The 21,923-nt window shown below is 71.0% G+C and carries 21 protein-coding genes; 12 read left to right on the forward strand and 9 right to left on the reverse strand.

Going from position 1 to position 21,923, the window contains the following annotated elements; genetic code table 11:
• Positions 1-224 precede the first annotated feature (224 nt).
• The 6 genes from FHR32_RS02485 (at position 225) to FHR32_RS02510 (ending at position 6,443) form a co-directional block, all read left to right on the forward strand.
• Entirely contained in the window at positions 225-1,334 is a 1,110-nt protein-coding gene (locus FHR32_RS02485) for a PucR family transcriptional regulator (protein WP_184756323.1), read from the forward strand.
• A gap of 117 nt (positions 1,335-1,451) precedes the next feature.
• Positions 1,452-2,357 carry an ACP S-malonyltransferase gene (locus tag FHR32_RS02490; protein ID WP_184752594.1) on the forward strand — a complete coding sequence of 302 codons (906 nt, stop codon included), beginning with the start codon at positions 1,452-1,454 and terminating at the stop codon, positions 2,355-2,357.
• Positions 2,358-2,431: 74 nt separating this feature from the next.
• Positions 2,432-3,388: a beta-ketoacyl-ACP synthase III gene (locus tag FHR32_RS02495; RefSeq protein ID WP_184752596.1), complete on the forward strand. Its 957-nt coding sequence runs from the start codon at positions 2,432-2,434 to the stop codon at positions 3,386-3,388.
• A gap of 94 nt (positions 3,389-3,482) precedes the next feature.
• Positions 3,483-3,722 carry an acyl carrier protein gene (locus FHR32_RS02500; RefSeq protein WP_184752598.1) on the forward strand — a complete coding sequence of 80 codons (240 nt, stop codon included), beginning with the start codon at positions 3,483-3,485 and terminating at the stop codon, positions 3,720-3,722.
• Between the two features lie 53 nt (positions 3,723-3,775).
• Entirely contained in the window at positions 3,776-5,008 is a 1,233-nt protein-coding gene (gene fabF / locus FHR32_RS02505; protein WP_184752600.1) for a beta-ketoacyl-ACP synthase II, read from the forward strand.
• A gap of 13 nt (positions 5,009-5,021) precedes the next feature.
• On the forward strand, positions 5,022-6,443 hold the full coding sequence (locus tag FHR32_RS02510) for an acyl-CoA carboxylase subunit beta (protein WP_184752602.1): 1,422 nt from the start codon (positions 5,022-5,024) through the stop codon (positions 6,441-6,443).
• A 174-nt stretch (positions 6,444-6,617) separates the two neighbouring features.
• Here the strand turns inward: FHR32_RS02510 and FHR32_RS02515 are convergent, their stop codons facing one another.
• The 4 genes from FHR32_RS02515 to FHR32_RS02530 form a co-directional block, all read right to left on the reverse strand.
• Positions 6,618-6,767: a hypothetical protein gene (locus FHR32_RS02515; protein WP_184752604.1), complete on the reverse strand. Its 150-nt coding sequence runs from the start codon at positions 6,765-6,767 to the stop codon at positions 6,618-6,620.
• A gap of 123 nt (positions 6,768-6,890) precedes the next feature.
• On the reverse strand, positions 6,891-7,997 hold the full coding sequence (locus FHR32_RS02520) for an acyltransferase family protein (protein ID WP_184752606.1): 1,107 nt from the start codon (positions 7,995-7,997) through the stop codon (positions 6,891-6,893).
• Complete coding sequence (locus FHR32_RS02525) at positions 7,994-8,632, reverse strand: TetR/AcrR family transcriptional regulator (protein WP_184752608.1); 639 nt, start codon at positions 8,630-8,632, stop codon at positions 7,994-7,996. The genes FHR32_RS02520 and FHR32_RS02525 overlap by 4 nt, the downstream gene beginning before the upstream one ends.
• A 112-nt stretch (positions 8,633-8,744) precedes the next feature.
• A complete protein-coding gene (locus tag FHR32_RS02530; protein WP_184752610.1) occupies positions 8,745-9,239 on the reverse strand; it encodes a DUF3145 domain-containing protein in 495 nt (164 codons plus the stop codon).
• A 205-nt stretch (positions 9,240-9,444) separates the two neighbouring features.
• On the opposite strand from FHR32_RS02530, the gene FHR32_RS02535 reads away from it, so the two are divergent.
• The 4 genes from FHR32_RS02535 to FHR32_RS45705 all read left to right on the forward strand — a co-directional run bounded on the left by FHR32_RS02535 (position 9,445) and on the right by FHR32_RS45705 (position 14,025).
• On the forward strand, positions 9,445-10,506 hold the full coding sequence (locus FHR32_RS02535; protein WP_184752612.1) for a S8 family peptidase: 1,062 nt from the start codon (positions 9,445-9,447) through the stop codon (positions 10,504-10,506).
• 61 nt (positions 10,507-10,567) lie between these two features.
• Positions 10,568-11,131: an RNA polymerase sigma factor gene (locus FHR32_RS02540; protein ID WP_184752614.1), complete on the forward strand. Its 564-nt coding sequence runs from the start codon at positions 10,568-10,570 to the stop codon at positions 11,129-11,131.
• Positions 11,128-11,592, forward strand: coding sequence for a hypothetical protein (locus FHR32_RS02545; protein WP_184752616.1), 465 nt, complete (start codon positions 11,128-11,130; stop codon positions 11,590-11,592). The genes FHR32_RS02540 and FHR32_RS02545 overlap by 4 nt, the downstream gene beginning before the upstream one ends.
• Positions 11,593-14,025 carry a CHAT domain-containing protein gene (locus FHR32_RS45705; protein ID WP_184752618.1) on the forward strand — a complete coding sequence of 811 codons (2,433 nt, stop codon included), beginning with the start codon at positions 11,593-11,595 and terminating at the stop codon, positions 14,023-14,025. It begins immediately after the preceding gene.
• On the opposite strand, the gene FHR32_RS02555 is transcribed toward FHR32_RS45705, so the two are convergent.
• The 4 genes from FHR32_RS02555 to FHR32_RS02570 all read right to left on the reverse strand — a co-directional run bounded on the left by FHR32_RS02555 (position 13,965) and on the right by FHR32_RS02570 (position 19,468).
• Positions 13,965-14,780, reverse strand: a complete 816-nt coding sequence (locus FHR32_RS02555) for a sulfurtransferase (RefSeq protein WP_184752620.1) — start codon at positions 14,778-14,780, stop codon at positions 13,965-13,967. The two genes, FHR32_RS45705 and FHR32_RS02555, sit on opposite strands and share 61 nt — an antisense overlap.
• A 91-nt stretch (positions 14,781-14,871) precedes the next feature.
• Positions 14,872-15,987, reverse strand: coding sequence for an alkaline phosphatase family protein (locus FHR32_RS02560; RefSeq protein ID WP_184752622.1), 1,116 nt, complete (start codon positions 15,985-15,987; stop codon positions 14,872-14,874).
• Positions 15,984-16,574: a DUF5998 family protein gene (locus tag FHR32_RS02565; protein WP_184752625.1), complete on the reverse strand. Its 591-nt coding sequence runs from the start codon at positions 16,572-16,574 to the stop codon at positions 15,984-15,986. The genes FHR32_RS02560 and FHR32_RS02565 overlap by 4 nt, the downstream gene beginning before the upstream one ends.
• Positions 16,575-16,846: 272 nt before the next feature.
• Positions 16,847-19,468, reverse strand: coding sequence for a bifunctional acetate--CoA ligase family protein/GNAT family N-acetyltransferase (locus FHR32_RS02570; RefSeq protein WP_312881895.1), 2,622 nt, complete (start codon positions 19,466-19,468; stop codon positions 16,847-16,849).
• Positions 19,469-19,643: 175 nt separating this feature from the next.
• Here FHR32_RS02570 and FHR32_RS02575 point away from each other — a divergent pair, with 175 nt between their 5' ends.
• Positions 19,644-20,537, forward strand: coding sequence for a carbohydrate kinase family protein (locus FHR32_RS02575; protein ID WP_184752629.1), 894 nt, complete (start codon positions 19,644-19,646; stop codon positions 20,535-20,537).
• A 77-nt stretch (positions 20,538-20,614) separates the two neighbouring features.
• Here the strand turns inward: FHR32_RS02575 and FHR32_RS02580 are convergent, their stop codons facing one another.
• Positions 20,615-21,493 (reverse strand): NmrA/HSCARG family protein, encoded by an 879-nt coding sequence (locus tag FHR32_RS02580; RefSeq protein WP_184752632.1) that lies wholly within the window; start codon positions 21,491-21,493, stop codon positions 20,615-20,617.
• Positions 21,494-21,589: 96 nt separating this feature from the next.
• On the opposite strand from FHR32_RS02580, the gene FHR32_RS02585 reads away from it, so the two are divergent.
• Positions 21,590-21,859 carry a TetR/AcrR family transcriptional regulator gene (locus tag FHR32_RS02585; RefSeq protein ID WP_184752634.1) on the forward strand — a complete coding sequence of 90 codons (270 nt, stop codon included), beginning with the start codon at positions 21,590-21,592 and terminating at the stop codon, positions 21,857-21,859.
• Positions 21,860-21,923 lie beyond the last annotated feature (64 nt).

Here is a 21,923-nt window from a genome sequence, read left to right on the forward strand (position 1 = left end):
CACAGGCCGTCATCCCGGCCGTCATCCCGACCGGCCCACGGGCGGCGCCGGGGCGACGTTCGGGACAACGGCTGGCGCATCTCACGCGACCTGGCACTCTTAGTGACGTGAGGGAGCGGAACGAGCGAGCCGGCAAACACGACGACGTCGTGATCAAGCTCAGCAGAGAAGAGATCGACCAGAACCGCATACGAGAAGACACCACACTCAGGCTCGAACGGGCCATGGGCACGCTGGGTACGGCCGCCATGTCGAGGATGGACGACCGGCTGATGTGGTTCCGTGCCCTGTCGGCCGAGGACAGATCCTGGGTCGGGCTGGTCGCCCAGGCGGGGATCGCCGCGTTCGTGGAGTGGTTCCAGCATGCCGGGGAGGGCCGTCCGACCCCCAGCATCGAGTTCTTCGGCACCGCGCCCCGGGAGCTGAAGCGCTCCATCTCGCTGCAGCAGACCGTGGACATCGTCCGGGTGGTGGTCGAGGTGGTCGAGGCGCAGACGGGAGATCTGGCCGCGCCAGGCGGGGAGGACCAGCTCCAGCAGGCGATGCTCCGTTACACCCGCGACGTGGCGTTCGCCGCCGCCCAGGTCTACGCGCGTGAGGCCGAGGCGCGTGGCGCCTGGGACGCCCGGCTGGAGGCGTTGATCGTGGACGCGCTGGTCCGGGGTGAGGTCGACGACGGTCTGCACTCGTGGGCCGCCGCGCTCGGCTGGACCTCCTCCCCCATCGTGGTGCTGGCCGGACAGGCGCCCGACGACGACCCGCAGGCGGTGGTCGACGGGCTGCGCGACCGGGGCCGCAGATCCGGGCTGGACATGCTGGCCGGGGTCCAGCACGACCGGCTGATCGTGATCGTGGGGGGTGCGGACAGTGTCAGCGCCGCCGCCAGGCATGTGCTGCCGCGCTTCGGTCCCGGCCCGGTCGTGATCGGACCGGAGGTGAACGACCTGCAGGCGGCCGCGAGCTCGGCACGGGCGGCGATCGCCGGCCTGCGGGCGGCATCCGGGTGGCCGGACGCGCCCCGGCCGGTCCACGCCGAGGACCTGCTGGCCGAGCGGGCGATCGACGGCGACTCCGACGCCAGGGGGCAGTTGATCGAGAACGTCTATCTGCCGCTGGTGGGCACACCGCTCCTCGACACGCTCGCGACCTACCTTGAGCAGGGCACGTCCCTGGAGGCCACGGCCCGGTTGCTCTTCGTCCATCCGAACACGGTGCGCTACCGTCTCCGTAAGATCACCGAGCTGACCGGCTACCAGCCCACGGAAGGGCGCTCCGCCTTCACCCTGCAGGTCGGGCTCATCCTCGGCCGCCTGTCCGAAACGACCGTAATCTAGGGCTCTCTACTTAACGTCCACGAAACTCGCGCTGTAGATTTCCTACAAGAAGATGTGGATAAAGTTCGTTCGTATCCTTATCTGAGTAGCGGACTCCTACAGGGCAGGCTTGATTTCGTGCTCGCCATCGTCGCTCCGGGCCAAGGCGCCCAGACTCCAGGCTTCCTATCTCCATGGCTCGAAATGCCGGGCCTGGCAGACCGCCTGTCTGCCTGGTCCGACCTTGTCGGCCTCGACCTGATCACCTACGGGACCACCGCCGACGCGGATGAGATCCGTGACACCGCCGTCGCGCAACCACTGCTCGTGGCCACCGGGCTGGCCGTCGCCGAGATCCTCGGAGCGTCACCCGACGTCGTCGCCGGGCACAGCGTCGGCGAGCTGACCGCCGCCGCCCTGTCCGGGGTGCTCACCCCGGAGCAGGCTCTGGCCTTCGTCCGCGAGCGCGGCCAGGCCATGGCCAAGGCCGCCGCGGTCACCGAGACCGGCATGGTCGCCGTCCTCGGCGGCGTCGAGGAGGACGTGCTGGCGGCCATCGGCAGGCACGGTCTCACCCCCGCCAACATCAACGGCGCCGGGCAGATCGTGGCGGGTGGGACGCTGGCTCAGCTGGAGGCGTTCAGGGCGGAGCCGCCCGCGCGCGCCCGGCTCATCCCGCTCTCGGTCGCCGGCGCCTTCCACACCGTGCACATGGCCTCGGCGGTCGACTACCTCCGCGAGGTCGTCGCCGACGTCACCCCCGGCGACCCGTCCACCACCCTGCTGTCCAACGCGGACGGCGCGGTGGTCACCAGCGGTGCCGCGTTCGTGGAACGCCTGATCAACCAGGTGGCCAGCCCGGTCCGCTGGGATGCCTGCATGGCCACCATGGCCGGACAGGGAGTCACCGCGATGATCGAGCTGGTCCCCGGTGGTACGCTCACCGGCCTGGCCAAGCGCGCCCTGCGCGGGGTGACCACCGTTGCCTTGAAGACCCCCGACGATCTGGACGCCGCTCGTAAGGTTCTCCATGAATCGGCGTGAGCCCGACGCGGCGAGCGCCGCGGCCCGTGAGGCACAGATGGCTTACGCAGCGAACGAGGAGTGGTGAGCGACGGATGAAGACCTTGCAGGGCGCTCCTGGTGCCAAGATCCTGGCCCTCGGCCACTACCAGCCGTCCAGGGTGGTCACCAACGCCGATCTGTCGGCCACCATCGAGACCAACGACGAATGGATCCAGAGCCGCGTCGGCATCAAGGAGCGCCGGATCGCCTCCGAGAACGAGTCGGAGATCGACCTGGCCGTGCAGGCCGGTGGCAAGGCCCTCGCCGCGAGCGGGCTGTCGGCCGACGACATCGACCTGGTGATCGTCGCCACCTGCACGCTGGAGACGCAGATCCCCAACGCGGCCGGCCGGGTGGCCAACCGGCTGGGCATCGACGCCCCCGGCGCGTTCGACGTGAACACCGCCTGCTCCGGATTCTGTTACGCGCTGGCCGTCGCCAACGACGCGATCCGCGCGGGCTCGGCCACCAACGTGCTGGTCATCGGCACCGAGAAGCTCTCCCAGTGGATCGACTGGACCGACCGGACCACCGCGGTGATCTTCGCCGACGGCGCGGGCGCCGCGGTCGTCGGCCCGTCCGACATCCCCCGCATCGGCCCGGTGGTCTGGGGCAGCGCAGGTGACAAGTCCGACGCGATCATCATCAAGGACCGCGACTCCTTCCTGCACCAGGAAGGCCAGACCGTGTTCCGGTGGGCCACCACCGCCCTTCACCCGGTGGCCAGGCAGATCTGCGAACGTGCCGGGGTGGACCCCGCCGACCTCGCGGCCTTCGTGCCCCACCAGGCCAACCTGCGCATCATCGAAGCCATCGCACGCAAGATCGGCGCCGACAACGCCGTCATCGCCAAGGACATCGTGCTGGCGGGCAACACCTCTGCGGCGTCGATCCCGCTGGCACTGTCCCGGATGGTGGAACGCGCCGAGATCCCGTCGGGCGGGCTCGCCCTGCTGCTGGGCTTCGGCGCCGGCCTGACCTATGCCGGTCAGATCGTCGAGATCCCCTGAGATCCTGTACGGCTGAGCCGTACGGGACCCGTGAAGCTTGTACGGCTCCGCCGTGCAGAACAAGAAGAAATCGAATCCAAGGAGAACACGCGACATGGCCCTGACCGAGCAGGAGATCCTCGCTGGTATCGGCAAGATCATCAACGAGATCACCGGCATCCCGGCCTCCGAGGTCAGCCCGGAGAAGAACTTCGTGGACGACCTCGACATCGACTCGCTGTCCATGGTCGAGATCGCCGTCGCCGCCCAGGACGAGTTCGGCGTCGAGATCCCGGACGAGCAGCTCAAGCACCTCAAGACCGTCAAGGACGTCATCAACTTCATCCAGAGCTAAAGACGTCTGAAGATTTCCCGGCTTTGACCCGCGATTCACAAGGAGCGCAGAACGTGAACACAGACCAGGCACGTGTCGTCGTCACCGGGCTCGGCGCGACGACGCCCCTCGGTGGAGACGTCGCCTCGACCTGGTCGGCGCTTCTCGCCGGTCAGTCGGGGGTCCGCACCCTCACCGAGGACTGGATCGACTCGGTCCCGGTGAAGTTCGCCGCCGTCGCCGCCGTGGACCCGACCGAGGTGCTGCCCCGGCCGGAGGCACGGCGGCTCGACCGGGCCGAGCAGTTCGCACTGGTCGCCGCCCGTGAGGCCTGGGCGCACGCCGCGATAGACAAGGTCGATCCGGAGCGTCTCGGCGTGGTCGTGGGCAGCGGCATCGGCGGCATCACCACGATCCTCGCCGCCTACGACACCTTCAAGGAGAAGGGGTGGCAGCGGCTCTCGCCGTACACCGTCCCGATGCTGATGCCGAACGGCGCGGCGGGATGGATCGGCATCGAGATCGGCGCCCGGGCCGGCGTGCACGCCACCGTGAGCGCCTGCGCCACCGGCGCCGAGTCGATCGGCTACGCCATCGAGATGATCCGCTCCGGACGCGCCGACGTGGTCGTGGCCGGCGGCACCGAGGCGGCCATCCACCCGCTGAACATCGGCTCCTTCGCCGCCATGCGGGCCATGTCCACCCGTAACGACGAGCCCACGCTGGCTTCCCGCCCGTGGGACAAGGGCCGCGACGGCTTCGTCCTCGGCGAGGGCGCCGGCATCGTCGTGCTGGAGTCCGAGGAGCACGCCCTCGCACGCGGCGCCAAGATCTACGCGGTGGCCGCCGGCGTCGGCTACTCGGCCGACGCCCACCACATCGCCCAGCCGGAACCGACCGGCGCCGGAGTCATGCTGGCCATGCGCCGCGTCCTGGAGAACGCCGGCCTCACCGGCCAGGACATCAAGCATGTGAACGCGCACTCCACCTCCACCCCCGCGGGTGACGTGGTGGAGACCATCGCGATCAAGCAAGTCATCGGTTCCCACCCGCTGGTCAGCGGCACCAAATCGATGACCGGCCACCTGCTCGGCGGCGCCGGTGGGATCGAGTCCGTCTTCACCATTCTCGCGCTGCACGAGCGGATCGCGCCCGGCACGATCAACGTGGACGACCTCGACGACGACGTCGAGGTCGACATCGTACGCGGTGCGCCTCGCGCGCTGCCCGACGGACAGATCGCCGCGATCAACAACTCCTTCGGGTTCGGCGGACACGACGTCGCCGTGGCCTTCACCAGCATCTGACAGGGAGCTAGTGATGACTGTGCTCGACAACAGGGTGGTGACCGATGCCTCCGACAAGGAGGCTGTCGATCCCCGTGACCCTCAGGTGCGCCTCGCTGCCCTCTTCGACGAGGGCTCCGTCCGGCTGATCACTCCCGTGGACCGCAGCGGCGTGCTCTCCGCGATGGGCCGCGTCGAGGGCGTGCCGGTCGTGGCGTTCGTCAGCGACGCCCGCGTTCAGGGCGGCGCGATGGGGAGCGAGGGCTGCGAACACATCGTGCACGCCTACGACGTCGCGGTCCGCGAGCGGGTTCCGGTCATCGGCGTGTGGCATTCGGGCGGCGCCCGGCTGGCCGAGGGCGTCGAGTCGCTCCACGCGGTCGGCCGCGTCTTCGCCGCGATGACCCGCGCCTCCGGCGTGATCCCGCAGCTGTCGGTGGTGGTCGGCCCCGCGGCCGGCGGTGCCGCCTACGGCCCGGCGCTGACCGACATCGTGATCCTGGCCGACGAGGGCCGCATCTTCGTGACCGGCCCCGACGTCGTCCGCAGCGTCACCGGCGAGCAGATCGACATGGCCGCCCTCGGCGGCCCCGAACCACACAGCAAGCGCAGCGGCGTGGTCCACGTGGTCACCAAGTCCGAGACCGAGGCCTACGTCCAGGCTCGGCGCCTGGCCGTGCTGCTGGGCCACCAGGGCCGGATCCGCGCCACCGTCGACGAGGTCGACTTCGGAGATCTCCTGCCGGAGAACCCGCGCCGCGCCTACGACGTGAAGCCGCTGGTCAACGGCCTGCTCGATGAGCCGGGCGTCGAGCTGCACCCCAAGTGGGCACCGAACATCGTCACCACGCTGGGCCGTCTCGGAGACCGGACCATCGGAGTGATCGCCAACAACCCCATGCGCCTGGGCGGCTGCCTGGACTCCACCTCCGCCGAGAAGGCCGCGCGGTTCGTCCGCATGTGCGACGCCCTGGGGGTTCCTCTGGTCGTCCTGGTGGACGTCCCGGGTTATCTTCCCGGCGTCGGCCAGGAGCATGACGGCGTGGTCCGCCGCGGCGCCAAGCTCCTGCACGCCTTCGCCGAGGCCTCCGTGCCGCGGGTCACGCTGGTGACCCGCAAGGCGTATGGCGGCGCGTACATCGCGATGAACTCCCGCTCGCTGGGCGCCACCAAGGTCTTCGGCTGGCCGACCACGCAGATCGCGGTCATGGGGGCGGTCGCCGCCGTCCGCATCCTCAAGCGCCGCGAGCTCGCGGCGGCGCCCGACGAGGAGCGCGCGGCCCTGGAGGTCAGGCTCGCCGAGGAGCATGAGATCCTCGCCGGCGGCCTCGACCGGGCCATCGAGCTCGGCGTGGTGGACGAGGTCATCAAGCCCGACGAGACCCGCGGGGCCATTGCCAAGGTCCTGGCGCAGGCCACCCCGGCCCGCGGCGCCCACGGGAACATCCCGCTCTGACCTGCTTCGACGACGCCCCCGCCGGCTCCTGCCGGCGGGGGCGTCGTGATCTTCCCGGTCGCGTCCGCCCAGCGGTGATCTTCCCGGTCGCGTTCCTCCCCGTCGCGTTCCTCCCCCGTTCCCCGTCGCGCCGATGACAAGGATCTTGCTGTGCTGTGTCGTGTCCGTCATGGCTCAACCATCGGCGGCCAGCAGGTTGGTCGGCCCGGTGGTGAGCGCGGCGGAGGAGATCTCCGGGTGCTGGGCCAGGGCCTCGGCGATCTGGACGACCCGGGCGGGCCGGGCGTTGATCCACAGCCGGGCCTCGGCGGGAAGCGTCCACACCGGGTGGGGAATCTCAAAAAGATCGCAAATCAAGGTCAACGCGGTCCGAGGCTCCTGACGCGATCCTTACCGGCACGCCGTGTCACCCCGCACGGGGCCGGGGCGGTCCGCCCGTCCGCCTGCTCACAGCACTCTTCTGGCCCCCGGCAGGGAACGCACCGCATAGGCCAGGCCCCAGCACAGCGGCAGCGCGAAGGCGGCCATCACGGCGAACTTGACGACGGCCGGCGCGTCCAGCGGGCGGAAGGCGTAGCCGAGCCCGACCAGCACCACCGGGTGGACGAAGTAGACCGCGTAGGCGTGCTCGGACAGGAACCGGCCACGCGGGCCCTGCCGGTCGAAGCGCTTACGGAAGAGCCACAGCAGCCCGATGGCGAGGGCGACGGCGAACACCGAGTCCCACACCGCGACGGCCAGCGTCTGCAGGGCGCCGCCGGTGACCGCCGAGAGCGGCAACAGCACCAGCGTCACGACACCGGCGGTCAGGAATCCCAGCCGGCCCGCCCGCGGCGTCAGCGCCTCGAGCCAGCGCCGCCGGTGGGCGAGCACACCGACCGCGAACAGGCCCGCGTACTGCGGCAGGTAGGCGGGTGACGGCAGGCCGACGACCGGCCAGTAGGCACCGATCGGCACGGCCAGCCGCCAGAGGAAGGTGACGGCGGCCAGGCCGAGCGCGAAGGCGATGACCGCTCTCGCGCCCGGTGCCGCCGGGGTGTCCGCGCCGGATACCGGCCGGGCGAAGTGGCGCCAGAGCGCGTAGAGCGCGGCGAACCCCAGCAGCACCTCGACGAACCACATCGGGCCCGGGTCCCAGCTGAAGAGGTAGAACAGCCAGTACGGCAGGTCCGTCACACCGGACGCCGCCTCCACCGAGGAGTAGGAGCCGAAGTTCACCAGGGGGCGCACAAGGAGGAGGAAGATGAGCAGCGGGACGCCGAGACGCATGAGGCGATCCCTGAGGAAAGGCCACGTCCCCTTCCTGTCGTAGGCGCCCGGGGTGAAGAACCCTGAGATGAGAAAGAACAGACCCATGAAGAAGGCTTGGTCGAAGGTGACGAGAATGTCCAGCGCCACGCCTGAGGAGTCTTTGGCAGGTTCGGCGTAGAACCATAGAGGGATGTTGCCGTAGGTGAGGGCGACGTGGTGCAGCACCACGAGCGCGGTCAGCGCGACCCGCAGGTTGTCGATGTAACGCAACCGCGCGGTGGTGGTCTTGGCGGTGACGGTCATGAGTGGGGGGCTTCCTGGGTTCGGGCGGCGTGCTCGAAGAGGTCGGCCAGCTCGTGGGCGTGCGCTTCGAGGTCGTGTTCGGGATAGGCGGTCCAGTAGGCGAACATGCTGTCCACGGCCGCCGAGTGGCTGACGGCCATGACGCGGACGTCGAACGGCCTGAACTCTCCGCTTTCCTGGCCGAAGCGGTAGATGTTCTCCAGCGACTGGAGCAGTTCCTCGCTCGTGTCGATCCCGTAGCGGGGCCTGCCGTCCGGCAGCCGAAGGTTGTAGAAGATCTCGCCCAGCGCCTTGACCTGCGCCGGATGGTCGCGCATGTGCTCGGCGGAGGCGATGATCTGGGTCCGGAGCAGTTCGGTCGCGCTCTCCAGACCCTCGATCCGGGCCAGGACGTGCTGGACGGCCTCGGCGTAGACCTGCGTGACGACCTCCTCCATCAGCTCGTCTTTGCCGGCGAAATGGTAGGAGATGACACCCTTGCTGATGCCCGCGTGCTGGGCGATCCGGGCCAGCGACGCGTTGGCGAACCCCTGCTCGGCGATCACCTCGATGGCCGATGCGACGATCTGCGCCCGGCGGGCCGTCTCGATGAACGACCTCACCTTCTGGCCGCCTGGATTATTTTCTGGCCGCATGGCCAAAATTTAGCACATGCGGGCCGCCATGAGAGGCGTGGACGGCGTGCACCCCGGTGGGCGGGTCACGAGGATCGGGCCCTCGCCCCCTTCCCGAAGGAGGGGAACCCGATCAGACCGCGGCGTGCAGCCAGCGGACGGGCGCACCCTCGCCCGCGTAGCGGAACGACTCAAGCTCCGCGTCCCACTGCTTGCCGAGAAGGCGGTCCAACTCCTCCTCCAGCACCACACGACCCTGGCGCGCCATGAGCATGGCGGAGCGCAACCGGTCTTCGGGCACCAGGATGTCACCCGTGGCGCCGATCACCGCCGTGAACGCGCCAAGGGACGGGGTGTAGGCATGACGGGACCCGTCGGCACCCGGCGAGGCGTCCTCGGTGATCTCAAAGCGGATCCGCTGCCAGCCCATCAACGACGAGGTGATGGCCGCCGCCGTCCCCTGGCGTGCCTCCCACTCGGCCTGTGCGCGCACATGGCCGGGCGCGGCGGGCTGCGGAGTCCAGGTCAGGTCTACGGGCACGCCAAGGACACCCGCGACGGCCCATTCGATATGAGGGCACAGCGCAGGCTGAGCTGAGTGGACGTAAAGCACGCCACGAGCAGACACCGGACCTCCCGTTTCGTACGAGGTGCGCCTTCCCCAACGGCCTCGTCCCAGGATGATCACAAGTGACTGAAGGAGAGACTACCGTCGGTTGTGACGTGGCACCAGAGGGGGGTCATACCGAGATGCTGTGCGGCGGACGCCCCGCTCGGGGCATGCTCGGATGGAAAAGTCCCAGCGACCTGGTGATCACCTCCCGGAGGACCGGATGGACGCCGACATCAAACGGGTAGAACCCATCCCCGGAGCGCCCGCTCTGATCAGGCCGGGCCAGCTTCTGACCGATGCCGCAGGAGCGGCCGCCGTCGCCCGGTGGACCACCGCCGTGAGCGAGGCCGACGGGATCTTCCGCGTACGGCTCTCGCCCGGTGTGGACGTCTGCGACCTGGCGACCACGGTGCGCGATCAAGGCAATCTCGCCTCCCCCAACCACATCCTGGTGGGACAGCCGCTCTTCTTCGGCGGCCCCGCGTCGCGCCCCTTTCCGGCCACTCCCCCTCCTGCGCCCAAAGCTCCCGAGGCGCCCGAGAGCACCGTGACCGTGGCGATACCCGACACCGGGCTGACCGCGCACCCCTGGTGGCAGGAGCGCCCCTGGTGGCGGGACCAGCGGCGCGAGGCCGCCGAACCGCCCGACTCGGACGGCGACGGGAGACTGGACGCCCAGGCCGGCCACGGCACGTTCATCGCCGGGCTTGTCCTGCGATCGGCTCCCGGCGTGCGGGTGCGTCCGCTGCGCGTGCTGAACAGCCACGGCATCGGGGACGAGGCGGGGGTGTTGCGAGCCCTGGCGCGACTCAGGAACGACCCTCCCCAGGTGCTCAACCTCTCCTTCGGCGGACACACCTTCGACGATCACCCGTCCCCGCTGATGGAGGCCGCGTTGAGGGAACTGACGGACACCGCCGTGGTCGCCTGCGCGGGCAACACGGCATCGGACCGCCCGTTCTGGCCCGCCGCCCTACCCGAGGTGATCGCCGTCGGCGCGCTGGACGCGTCCGAGGAGACCAGGGCCCCCTTCTCGGCACACGGCCCATGGGTGAACGCCTGCGCCCGAGGTGAGTGGCTGACCAGTTCCTTCATCGAGTACGAGGCCTTCCGGGGGTATGCGTGCTGGAGCGGGACCTCCTTCGCCGCAGCCGTGGTCAGCGGGGCCATCGCGGCGGCCGCCGGGAGCCGGACGCCGAAGGAGGCCGCGGCTCACATCCTCGATCCGGCGCGGACCCGGCAAATTCCCGATCTGGGGGCCGTTGTGGCCGCACCAAGGTAAAGTCTCACCCAAAGTCTTCGCATGAACACACAGGGTGTTCAATGTGACCTCGGGGGCGCCGGTGAGTGACCAGCACGGGATCAGCGCCGCACTGGCAGGTGACCAGGCGGCATGGGACATGCTGGTCGGCCGTTTCTCCGGGCTGCTGTGGTCCGCGGTGCGGGCCTATGACCTGAGCGCGGCCGACGCGGCCGACGCGGTGCAGGGGACGTGGCTACGGCTGGTCGAGAGCCTGCACACCATCCGCGACCCGGACCGGATCGGCTCCTGGCTGTTCACCACGGCCAAGCGCGAGGCCTCCCTTCTGAGCAGGCGGAACCGGGGCGAACGGCTGATGGCCGACACCGAGCATGCCCATCCCGACCCGGCACGGGCCGGGCAGGTCCACCCCGACCCGGCAGTGACCGTGCTCACCGCCGACGAGGGCCGCCGGCTGTGGCGGGCCGTCGAGGAGATGCACGAGCCCTGCCGCTCACTGTTCCTGCTGATGGCCGCCGCGCCCGACGCGGGCGTCCACCAGCTCGCCGGCCGCCTGGGCATGCCCAGCGGCAGCTACGGCCCTACCCGGGGCCGTTGCCTGAACCGGCTACGCACCATGCTCACCGCCCAGGAGGCGACACCGTGACCCGACATCCTCCCTCGATCGACGACGAGTCCCTCATCGCCGCGCTCCGCCTGACGGGAGGTCACGACCCTGTGCCCGCCCACGTCTCCGCCGCCGCGCGGGCGGTCTACGGACTGCGGATGCCCGGGGCGACCACGGCCCAGCCGGCGGCCACGCCCACCCCGGTGGGCGTCCGGTCCGCCGACGAGCCACGGCTGCTCCGGTTCGCCGCCGCCGAGCTCACCGTGGATCTGGAGGTCACGTCCATGGACGGTCTGGTCGATCTGGCCGGGCAGGTGTCCCCTCCTCCGGAGGCGGGCACGCGGGTGGAGGTCCGCACCCTGCATCTCACCGAGTCGCGTGAGCTCTCCCCGACGGGTCAGTTCGCCGTCACGGGTCTGCCTCCGGGCTGGTTCAGCGTGGTGTGCCACCGGCCGGAACACTCCTCGGTCGCCACCAGCTGGACCCGGATCCGCCCGTAGGTGATCACCGACGCGGTCGCCGCCGCCGAGCACGCCGTGAACCTCTCCAGCAGGGCCCCGGCCCGGGCGCTGGCACTGGCACGCGGCGTGCTCCGTCACGTGTCGGCAGCCGATCCCCACGGTGAGGCCGCCGCGATCGCTTACCGGGCGCTGGCGGTGGCCGCCCGCGAGTTGGGCGACCTGCCGCTGGCCGAGGAGCACCTGCGTCAGGCGGTGAGCATCGCGGTCTCCGCGGGCCTGCCGCACCGGGCCGCCCAGGCACGGCTGTCGTTGGTCCACATCCGCACCGAGCTCGGCCACCCCCAGCAGGCGCTGACCATCGCCGACGCCGCCGAACCCCATCTCACTCCGGTCGAGGTGGCCAAACTCGGCGTCCACCGGGCGGTGGCGCTGGCCCGCCTCGGCCGATACGCCGAAGCCGTCGGCCACTGCGACCGCGCCGTGGAGGCCCTCGGCGACGACGTCGGGTTTCTGGCGGGGGCGATGCTCAACCGGGGCCTGGCCCGGGTGTTCCTGGGCGACTTCGAGGCGGCGGAGGCCGATCTCACCCGGTGCGTGGAGCTGGCGAGAGCTGCGGGCCTGGACCACGTGCTCACGCTCGCCGAGGGCAACCTGCCGTTTCTGGCGGCGCGGCGCGGCGACCTGCCCGGGGCGTTCACGGCCTACCGTCGGGCGGAGAGCAGCCTGGCCGGCTACCCGGAACGGCTGGCCACGATGCGCTGTGACCTGGCCGAGGCGCTGATCGCCGCCCACCTGCCCGGAGAGGCTCGGGTCCTGCTGGACCTGGCGGTGCCGGAGCTGGCCGCGGCGGGGGCGAACACCGTCCTGGCCGAGGCCCGTCTCCTGCTGGCTCAGGCCGAGCTGTGCACCGGCGATCCGCACCTCGCGCGGCAGAGCGCGGAGCGGGCCGCCGCCGATCTGGCCGCGCAGGACCGGACGGTCCTGGCGCCGCTCGCCACCGAGATCCTCCTGCGTGTCCGGCTCATGCTCGGCCCGCCCACCGGGGAGTTGCTCGCCGAGCTGCTCTCGTGTGCGGAGGCCCTCGACGCCGCAGGCCACCGGCAGTCCTCCCGTGCGCTCAGGTTCGCCGGCGCCGAGGTCGCGCTCCAGCTCGGAGCCCGCCCCACCGCCGACGGACAGCTCGCCCGCCTGGCGTCCTCGGGGCCGGACGTGGTGGCGCGCCAGGCGACGGCGCTGCGGCGTGCGCTGGCGGGAGACCGGCGTGGGGCCTTCGCGGCGGTCCGGGCCGGGCTGGTGGAGGTGGGGGCCAACGCCACGGCTTTCGAGGACCCGATGCTGCGCGCCCATGCCGTCAGGGCCGGTGAACCGCTGGCGAGGTTCGGGCTGGCCTTAGCCCTGAAGACCGGGCGGGGCCGTACGCTCCTGGCCTGGGCGGAGCGGTGGCGGGCGGTTGCCGGAGGCGCCGGCAGGCCCGTCGCACCCGACCTGGACGAGTTGCGTACGGCCCTGGGGGACGCGGCGCTGGTGGAGTTCGTCCGTCACACCGACGAACTCGTGGCCGTCGTGGTCACGCGGGACCGCGTCATGCTGCGCCGGCTCGGCCCCTTCGCGGCCGCCGCCGAGGCCACGGTCAGGCTCCGGTACGGCCTGCGCCGGGCGCATCTGCTCGACGGGAGGGCTCCCGGGCTGGCAGGGGAGGCGGCACTGCTGGAGCGGCTGCTCTTCGGCTCGGTGCGCGACCGGCTGGACCACCGGCCGCTGGTGATCGTGCCGACCGGGGCGCTGTACACCCTGCCCTGGCCGATCCTGCCGATGAACTCCGAGCGCCCGGTGACCGTGGCCGCCGGCGCCGCCGCCTGGCTGGCCGGCCACCGGATGCGAGCCGTACGGGAGAGGGGCGTGGTGGCCGTCGCCGGTCCCGGACTGCGGTGCGCGGAGGCGGAGGCGGACATGGTCCGGAGCTGCCATCCGGGGGCGGAGCGGGTCGCGGCGCTGCGGGCGGAGGTGCTGGCGACGCTGGACCGCGCCCACGTGGCGCACCTGGCCGCGCACGGGATGTTCTCCCCGCGTAGCCCGCTGCTGTCCGGCATCGATCTCGACGACGGTCCGCTGATGGCTTATGACCTGCTACGGCTGCGCACCCCGCCGCCACTGGTGGTGCTGTCGGCATGCGACACGGGCATGGCCCGCGCCCCTGCCGACGGGGCGCCGCTGGGACTGGCGGGCACCTTCCTGTCGCTGGGGTCGCAGTGCGTGGTGGCCAGCCTGGTCCCGGTGCGCGACGAGGAGACCTTGACGTTGATGACGGTCTTCCACGGACTGCTGGCCGCCGGTCACCCACCTGCCCAGGCACTGACCATGGCGAGCGGGAAGACGGGTGTGGATGGATTCGTCTGTTTCGGATATGGAGATCAGCCGGTGGCGACCGGCCGTGAGGGGTCGGCGACCCAGTTGGACCAGGATCCGACGTAGAGGGCGGCAGGGATGCCGGCCACCTCCAGAGCCAGCACCTCGTGGGCGGCTGTCACGCCGGAACCACAGTAGGCGCCGACCTGCAGACCGGGGACGGCGCCGAGGGTGTTGAACCGCTCGCGGAGGAAGTCGGGCAGGTGAAAGCGCCCTGCCGGGTCCACGTTTTCGCCTGTGGGGGCGCTGACCGCGCCGGGGATGTGCCCGGCGACGGGGTCGATCGGCTCGACCTCGCCCCGATAGCGCTCGGCGGCGCGGGCGTCCAGGAGCACCCCCTCGGAGGCGAACTCCAGGACCTGCGTGGCCTCGAGCACGGGCATGCCCCCCGGGTGTGCCACGAAGTCGCCGGGCGAGGCCGTCTCCTCCTCCTTGTCGGCCGGCAGCCCTTCGGAGACCCAGGCGCGGAAGCCCCCGTCGAGGACCCGGACGTCCGGGTGACCGAAGTAACGCAGCGTCCACCAGGCCCGGGCGGCGGCCGTGGAGTCGGCCTCGTCGTAGACGACGACGGGCCGGGAGCCGGACACACCCAGGCGGCGCATGGCCTCCTGGAACGCCTCGGCGGAGGGCAGCGGGTGACGGCCGCCGGCCCCGGCCGGGGCGGCGAGGTCGGTGTCGAGGCCGCAGAAGACCGCGCCGGGGACGTGCCCCTCGCGGTAGGAGTCGATGTTGGGCGGCCCGCCACCGAGCTTCCATCGCACGTCCAAGACGGTCGCGCCGGCCAGGCCGGCCAGGCCGGCGGGAGTGATCAGCGGGCTCATCGAATCTCCTCGAACATGAAAGGCCCCAGAGAGGGGACGCGGGACGGTGCCATGCCATGGCTGCTCCGGGAGGGCCCGAGCCCGCTCGACGTCACCGGGTGCTCACCTCCAGCAGGGGAACGTGCTGCTCCGCGGGCGTGAGAGAGCCGTGACAGCCGATGAACGCCGACTCGCGCGGCTCGGCGACCGAGGCGGTGATGGCACAGGCGGCGTAGGGCACGGCGAGGACGTCGCCGACCCGGGGCAGCCATTCGGCACGCACGCGCGGCCCGAACCAGCCTGACTCGACGGCCTCCTCGCGGGAGGCCACCCAGGCCTTCCCGTCCAGGATGTCACGCCATGCGCCAAGGACGGCCCCCGCCGCGCCCGGGTCGGCGTAGACGTGCCGGGCGCGGGTCTCGCCGCCGAGCAGGGCGACGCCCTCGCGCAGCGCGGGCAGGGCGTCCACGTCGATCCGCTCGGTGACGTTGACCATGCCGTGGTCGCCGGTGACGTACATCGCCGTCCCCGGCGGGAGCGTGGCCGCCAGCCGTTCGGCCATCCGATCGACGACGGCGAGCTGCTCCAGCCACTGCGGGCTGCCCCAACCGGTCCGGTGGCCGACTGCGTCGAGGTTGCCGTAGTAGACCGTGACGTGGGAGCGGGGCTCGGCCAGAGCCTGGTGCACCCCTTCGACGCGGTCGTCGACCTCGTCGGCGCCGACGAAGCGCACGCCACGGTAGACGGCCCGGTTGAACCCGGTGGACTCGAACTCCGACGGGGCGACGTAGCTGGCGGAGATCCCGGCCGCCGCGGCGCGTTCGTAGACGGTCGGGGTGGGCTGCCACTCGTCGGGAGGGATCAGCGGGCCCGGGGCGGTCCAGCGCAGGCAGTTGAGAAGGTAGCCGGCGCCGGGTACGGCGAGCTGGTAGCCGAGCATGCCGTGCTCCCCCGGCGGCAGGCCGGTGCCCAGGCTGCCCAGGCTGGTCGCGGTGGTCGCGGGGAAGCCCGCCGTGAGCACCCCGCCAAGCCGGGCGGACAGGAACGGCGCGGTCTCCGGATGGGCGCGGAGCAGATCGGCGCCCAGACCGTCGACGAGGAACAGCAGGACCCGCTCGGCCGGCGTGAGTCCCAGCGGGTTGTCCTCATCCATCCCGAGAACGGCAAGAAGGGAAGAGGACAGGTCGGCGAGCGAGGCCGCGCCGTACGCGGGTACCAGGGGGTTCACGAGGCGGCGCGCGCGGTGGCCTCCGACAGCGCCTTGGCGAAGGCCAGCACATGGGAGACGGCCTCGGGACCGTCGGCCGCCTCACTCACCCGCAGGGAGAGGTCGTCGGCCGTGACGGCGCCGGTGTAGCCGTGATCGGCCTCACAGTTCTCGTCGCCACAGGTGGCCGGCTCCAGGTCGACGTGGGAGATGGCTCCCCAGCCGATGGTGAGCGTGACCTCGGTGGGGGGCACGCCCGGCACGTAGGAGGCGGGGTCGGGGACGACCCGGGTGACGGCGACAGACTGGATACGGCTGAGGCGCACGGCCTCGGTGGTCGTGGAGGCATGGGAGGCCGAGACCCCCTCCACCGGTGGGTGCTCGTCGGTGTGGCAGACGAGGAGCCGGGTGGGTGAGAGCACGAGCACGGTGACGTGCCTGCGCACCTCCATGGCCGGGTCGAAGGTGGCTTCGTGGTGCACCACGAAGGCCCCCACCTGCTCCTTGCCCAGGGCGGAGTCAACCGCGTCGGCGACCAGGTCGGGATAGTAGCCACTGCGGTCGATGGCGTCACGCAGGCCGGCGGCCGAGAGTCGGGTTTCCCTCATGGGTCCATCCTGCCCTGTCCGGGGCAGCGCTTTCACCGTGTGCGCACCCGGTTCGGCCGTCGGCGCAAATCGTGACCCTGGCCGACCATGCCTCCCTTTGCGCGCCACAAGCATTTAATTCAGTTCTTTATAGAAAGATGTACCTATTCGGCTGGTCATGCGCCTTTCGCAGTGCATCATTTGGCCGGGCCTCTCCAAGCAGGTGCCGTGTGTTCGGGCGTGTCAGGCCGGAACGCCCACGGCCGGGACACGCCCGGACGCACGGACATGCTTCAGCCGAGGCGGCGCGGCCCGCCGTCGAGCCGGGGTCCCTCCGGGCTCCTCAGCACGGCACGCGCTCCCAGCACGATCACCCCGGACTCCCCCACCAGCACCGGATCGAGGTCGAGCCTGGCCACCTCGGGAAGGTCGTCCGCCAGCCGTCCGACCCGGATCAGCAGATCCTCCAGCGCCTCGACTGCGACCGGCGGATAGCCGTACTCACCGAAGAGCAGAGGGGCCGCGCGCGGTGACCTGACCAGCTCGGCGGCGTCCTCGCGCGCCAGCGGGGCAAGCCGGTAGACCTCGTCACGCAGCAACCGCGCGGTGACCTCGCCGAGCCCGAAGGAGACGACCGCGCCGAACGCGGAGTCCTCGATGACACCGACCACGGTCGGCACCGCGGGCTGCGGGGCCATCCGCTGCACAGCGAGCACGGCGTCGGGACCGAGTTGCTCCTTCAGACCGGCGAAGGCCTCGCGGACCCCGTCGGGGCCGGAAAGACCGAGACGTACCGTGCCCGCGCGTTTGGCCGCCTCCGGATCGGCCGCCTTCAGCACCACCGGCCAGCCCAGCCGGTCGGCCGCCGCGACGGCCTCCTCCGGAGAGCCCACCACCTGCGCCGGCCACACGGTCAGCCCGTAGCAGGCGAGCAGTTCCGAGGCGTCGGCCTCGGCCGGTACCTCCTCATCCAGCCCGGCCAGCACCAGCCGCTGTGCCGCCGCCGTGTCGACACCCTCGATCTCCTCGTACGTGCCGGCGGGCTGCTTGAGCCAGCGTGCGTGCCGTACGACATGGGCCAGTGCGCGGACCGCCTCCTCGGGTGCCGCGTAGGACGGGATCGAACCGTGCTCGGGGGCGGTGCCGACCCGCAGCTCCGGCAGCATGCCGATCCTGCCCTCGAAGGTGGCCAGCACCGGCTTGCCGCAGTCGCGGGAGACCCGCAGCAACTCGGCGGCGACTTCGTCGGCCCCGCCGGGGATCGGCGGCATGTAGATCGCGACCACCGCGTCCACGTCCGGGATCAGTGAGGTGAGGGCCGTGCCGAACGCGGCGGCGCCGGCCCGCGCGCCGAGGTTGACCGGAGGTAGGGGTTCGAGGCCGGCCCGCGCGCAGGCGTCGACCGCGAGCAGGGCCAGCGCGTCGGAGTTGCTCACCAGACCGACTCTGGGCCCTTCGGGGAGCGGTTGGTAGGCCAGAAGCTGCGCCACGTCGAACTGCTGGATCAGGTCCTCGACCCGGATTACCCCGGTCTGCTCGAACAGCGAGCTCAGCACGGTGTCGGGCAGGCCCAGCACGGGCGCGGCGTGGCCGATGGGCACACCCTGGGTGGTGCCCCCGCTCTTGACCACCACGATCGGCTTGCGCCGGGAGATCCGCCTCGACAGGCGGGCGAACTTGCGAGGGTTTCCCAGTGACTCCAGATAGAGCAGGATCACGTCGGTCTGCGGGTCCTCCTCCCAGTACTGGAGCAGGTCGTTGCCGGAGACGTCGGCGCGGTTGCCCGCCGACACGAACGAGGAGATGCCCATGCCGCGCTGGGCCACCCGCTGCAGCAGCGCCGTTCCCAGGGCACCTGACTGGCTGAAGAAGCCGACCCGGCCCTGGCCGGGAATGGTCGCGGCGAGTGTGGCGTTCAGCCGGATCGCCGGATCGGTGTTGGCGATACCGAGACAGTTGGGTCCGACGACGCGCAGACCGTACGCGCGGGCGATGCGGACCAGTTCGTCCTGCCTGGCCCGCCCCTGCGCGCCCGTTTCCCCGAACCCGGAGGAGACCACGATCAGCCCGCGCACGCCCTTCTCCGCGCACTCCTTCACCACCTCGATCACCCCGTCGGCCGGTACGGCCAGCACGGCGAGATCCACCTCGCCGTCGATGGCCGTCACGCTCGGGTAGGCCCGCACTCCGGCGACGGCCCGCACCTCGCGGTGGACCGGATAGACCGGGCCGGTGAAGTCCGCGCCGAGCAGGTTGCGGAGAACGGTCTGACCGACGCCGCCCGGCTCCCGGCCCGCGCCGACGACCGCCACCGAGCCCGGGGAGAGCAGTCGCTCGATCGAACGCGACTCGGCCCGGTGCTCACGGGAGGCGGTCACCTCCTGGGAGGTCTCGGTCGGGGTGAGGTCGAGGGTCATCCGGACCACACCGTCGGCGAAACGGCTCTGCGCGGTGTAGCCCGCCTGCTTGAGCACCGCCATCATCTTCTGGTTGGCGGGCAGCACGTCGGCGACGAATCTGCCGATCCCCCGTTCCCTGGCGGTCGCGGCCAGGTGCTCCAACAGGACGGAGGCGACTCCGCGTCCCTGGTGGGCATCCTCGACGAGGAAGGCCACCTCCGCCTCTCCCGGCTCGATCCGGTCGTAGCGGATGACCGCCACCATCTCCGTGCCGATTGTCGCGATCAGCGCGACGCGGTCGACGTAGTCGACGTTGGTGAACCGGGTGATCTCACGGTCCGACAGCCGGGGCCGGGGGCCGAAGAAGCGGAAGTAGATCGACTCCTCGGAGAGCCGGGAATAGAAGGAGCGCAACCGGTCGGCGTCGGCGGACCGGATCGGGCGCACATGGGCGGTGCCGCCGTCCGACAGGACGACATACGCCTCCCAGTGAGCAGGATACTGAGAAACCTCCACAGTCCCGAGAGTAAACGTGAATCTCACATGACGGACCAGCGGGGCAAGTTCACGCAACGCTTGTGCATCGACTATGGCCCGGTGTCCGGTCCTGGCCCCATACGCTCGCCGGAAGCTGTTAAGTTTTTCGCGGCTAGAGGCACGTCAGCATCGAAGGCAGCAAGGTGGTGACATCATGGCGCGGGTGGTCGTGGTGGGTGATCTCATGACCGACGCGGTCGCGCGGGCTCGCTACCCGCTGGCCAGAGCCAGTGACACGCCGGCGATCGTCACGATGCACGGCGGGGGCTCGGGTGCCAACATCGCCTCCTGGCTCGCCGTCGAGGGCGCCGAGGTGGCCTTCATCGGACGTCGCGGCGCCGACATCACCGGGCGCAACCGCGACATGGAGCTGATGGGCTACGGCGTCGACGCCCGCCTTGTCATGGACCCCGAGCGGCCGACGGGCACCTGCGTGGTGCTCGTGACCCACAAGGGCGAGCGCACCATGCTCTCCGACCCCGGGGCGAACGCCGCCCTGGCTCCCGAGGATCTGCCCCGCGACCTGTTCTCCTCGGGCAGCCACCTTCATCTGTCGGGATACACCCTGATCAACGAGGGTTCCCGCGAGGCCGGTCTGGCCTCCCTGGAGATGGCGCGGCGCGCGGGGATGTCCGTCTCGGTCGACTGCTCCTCCTCCGCTCCTCTGGAGCGCACGGGGGCCGAGCCCTTCCTTGAGTGGACCCAGAACGCCAAGCTGCTGTTCGCCAACTCCGACCAGGCCAAGGTCCTGACCGGTCGCGACGACCCCGCCGCGGCCGCGAAGGTGCTCACCGCCTGGTTCCCCCAGGTCGTCGTCAAGCTCAACGACGAGGGCGCCCTGTGGTACTCCAACAACCGCTCCGAGCCGGTCAGGGTCCCGGCGGAGAGCGTGGAGCGCGTGGCCGACGGCACCGGTGCCGGCGACGCGTTCACCGCCGGCTTCCTGCCCGCCTGGCTGGAGGACAAGCCTCCCGCAGAGGCGCTGGCCTCCGGCTGCCGCCTGGCATCCAGGGCCATCTCCCATCTGGGCGCCCGCCCCCGCCTCTGATCTCCGTACGGCCCGCCCGAACCGCGGCGGCCCGGCTCCGGATGACCGCTGGGTGGTCAGTGCCGCCGGTTTCTCCGTCAACTCCCCTGGCCGGCGAAGATCGCTTCTTCGATCCGTGTCGTGCCGCCGTTCCTGAGCCAGGTGGGGAAATCGAGCAGGCCGCGATGGCGCTCCCGCAACGCCGGGATATCGGCCCGCCAGAGACCGCGCTCGTCGGCGAAGGCCCGGACGGCGCTCGCGGGAAGTCCGAGGCTTTCGGCGGAGACCTGCCGGTAGCCGATCTCACGGCCGAGGGTGCGTCCGATCAGGGCGACGGTCTCGGCGGGAGTCAACTCGTCTCCGGCGATCTCGATCGCCTGCCCGACGTACTCGGCCGGGTGCGTGAAGGCGAGGGCGGCGAAGGCGCCGATGTCGTGGGCGGCGATGAGCTGTACCGGCGCGTCCGGCGCGAAAAGATGAGTGAGGACACCGTCGGTGATGCCGCCGAGCCCCAATCCCGGGATCGCGTGGTTCTCCATGAACCGGACCGGGCGCAGGACCGTCGCCGGCAGGCCGATCGCGCGGATGTGCTGCTCGATCTCCCATTTGCTCTCCCAGTAACCGATCCCGGTGCGCCGGTCGGCTCCGCCGACGGAGGCGAACACGAAGTGTCCGACCCCCGCGTCCGCGGCGACGTCGGCCAGGTCCCGGCCACGGCGGACCTCCCGTTCCAGATCCTCGTCGTCCGGCGTGACGCCGAACACGCCGTGCGCGCCCGCGATGGCCGCGGCCATCGAGCCGGCGTCGTCAAGGTCTCCGATGACCGGCTCCGCCCCGGCCCGGGCCAGCGCCTGGGCGGCGGGGCCGTCCGGAGTGCGGACGAGAGCACGGACACGCCAACCGCCGGCGAGGAGATGGGTGACGGTGGCCCCGCCCTGCCGGCCGGTCGCGCCCGTCACAAGGATGGTTTTGTTCATAGCTGCCTCCAGAAGATGACTGCGACCCCGGATGTAAATTGAGGATGCCTCGATTAATATATCGAAGCACCCTCGACTTAACAAGAAGGGGTACGGATGGACATGCCAGGAGAGCGACTCCGGATGCGCGCGGACGCGCGACGCAACTACGAGCGCCTGCTCACCGAGGCCGAGACCGCATTCACCGAACAGGGCACCGAGGTGTCGCTGGAATATGTCGCACGGCGTGCGGGAGTCGCGGTCGGCACGCTCTACGGTCACTTCCCGACCCGGCAGGCCCTGCTGGAAGCCCTGATGCGGGACCGCATCGAGGCCTTGGACGCCAGAGCCCGCGATCTTCTCCTGCACCCCTCTCCGGTCTCCTGACGTTGACCGGGCAGGTGACACCGCTCGCCGGATCGCATCAGGCCGTGTCCACCTCCCCCGGGGG

Source organism: Streptosporangium album, from assembly GCF_014203795.1.
In the GTDB taxonomy this organism is placed as follows: Bacteria; Actinomycetota; Actinomycetes; order Streptosporangiales; family Streptosporangiaceae; genus Streptosporangium; species Streptosporangium album.

What these genes read in the sequence shown, in the direction of transcription:
- FHR32_RS02520 (WP_184752606.1), bottom strand. Translation starts at nt 7,997, where the DNA reads ATGACCGTCACCGCCAAGACCACCACCGCGCGGTTGCGTTACATCGAC.
- FHR32_RS02575 (WP_184752629.1), top strand. Translation starts at nt 19,644, where the DNA reads ATGGCGCGGGTGGTCGTGGTGGGTGATCTCATGACCGACGCGGTCGCG.
- FHR32_RS02495 (WP_184752596.1), top strand. Translation starts at nt 2,432, where the DNA reads ATGAAGACCTTGCAGGGCGCTCCTGGTGCCAAGATCCTGGCCCTCGGC.
- FHR32_RS02580 (WP_184752632.1), bottom strand. Translation starts at nt 21,493, where the DNA reads ATGAACAAAACCATCCTTGTGACGGGCGCGACCGGCCGGCAGGGCGGG.
- FHR32_RS02525 (WP_184752608.1), bottom strand. Translation starts at nt 8,632, where the DNA reads ATGCGGCCAGAAAATAATCCAGGCGGCCAGAAGGTGAGGTCGTTCATC.
- FHR32_RS02565 (WP_184752625.1), bottom strand. Translation starts at nt 16,574, where the DNA reads ATGAGGGAAACCCGACTCTCGGCCGCCGGCCTGCGTGACGCCATCGAC.
- FHR32_RS02485 (WP_184756323.1), top strand. Translation starts at nt 225, where the DNA reads ATGGGCACGCTGGGTACGGCCGCCATGTCGAGGATGGACGACCGGCTG.
- FHR32_RS02555 (WP_184752620.1), bottom strand. Translation starts at nt 14,780, where the DNA reads ATGAGCCCGCTGATCACTCCCGCCGGCCTGGCCGGCCTGGCCGGCGCG.
- FHR32_RS02500 (WP_184752598.1), top strand. Translation starts at nt 3,483, where the DNA reads ATGGCCCTGACCGAGCAGGAGATCCTCGCTGGTATCGGCAAGATCATC.
- FHR32_RS02585 (WP_184752634.1), top strand. Translation starts at nt 21,590, where the DNA reads ATGGACATGCCAGGAGAGCGACTCCGGATGCGCGCGGACGCGCGACGC.
- FHR32_RS02535 (WP_184752612.1), top strand. Translation starts at nt 9,445, where the DNA reads ATGGACGCCGACATCAAACGGGTAGAACCCATCCCCGGAGCGCCCGCT.
- FHR32_RS02510 (WP_184752602.1), top strand. Translation starts at nt 5,022, where the DNA reads ATGACTGTGCTCGACAACAGGGTGGTGACCGATGCCTCCGACAAGGAG.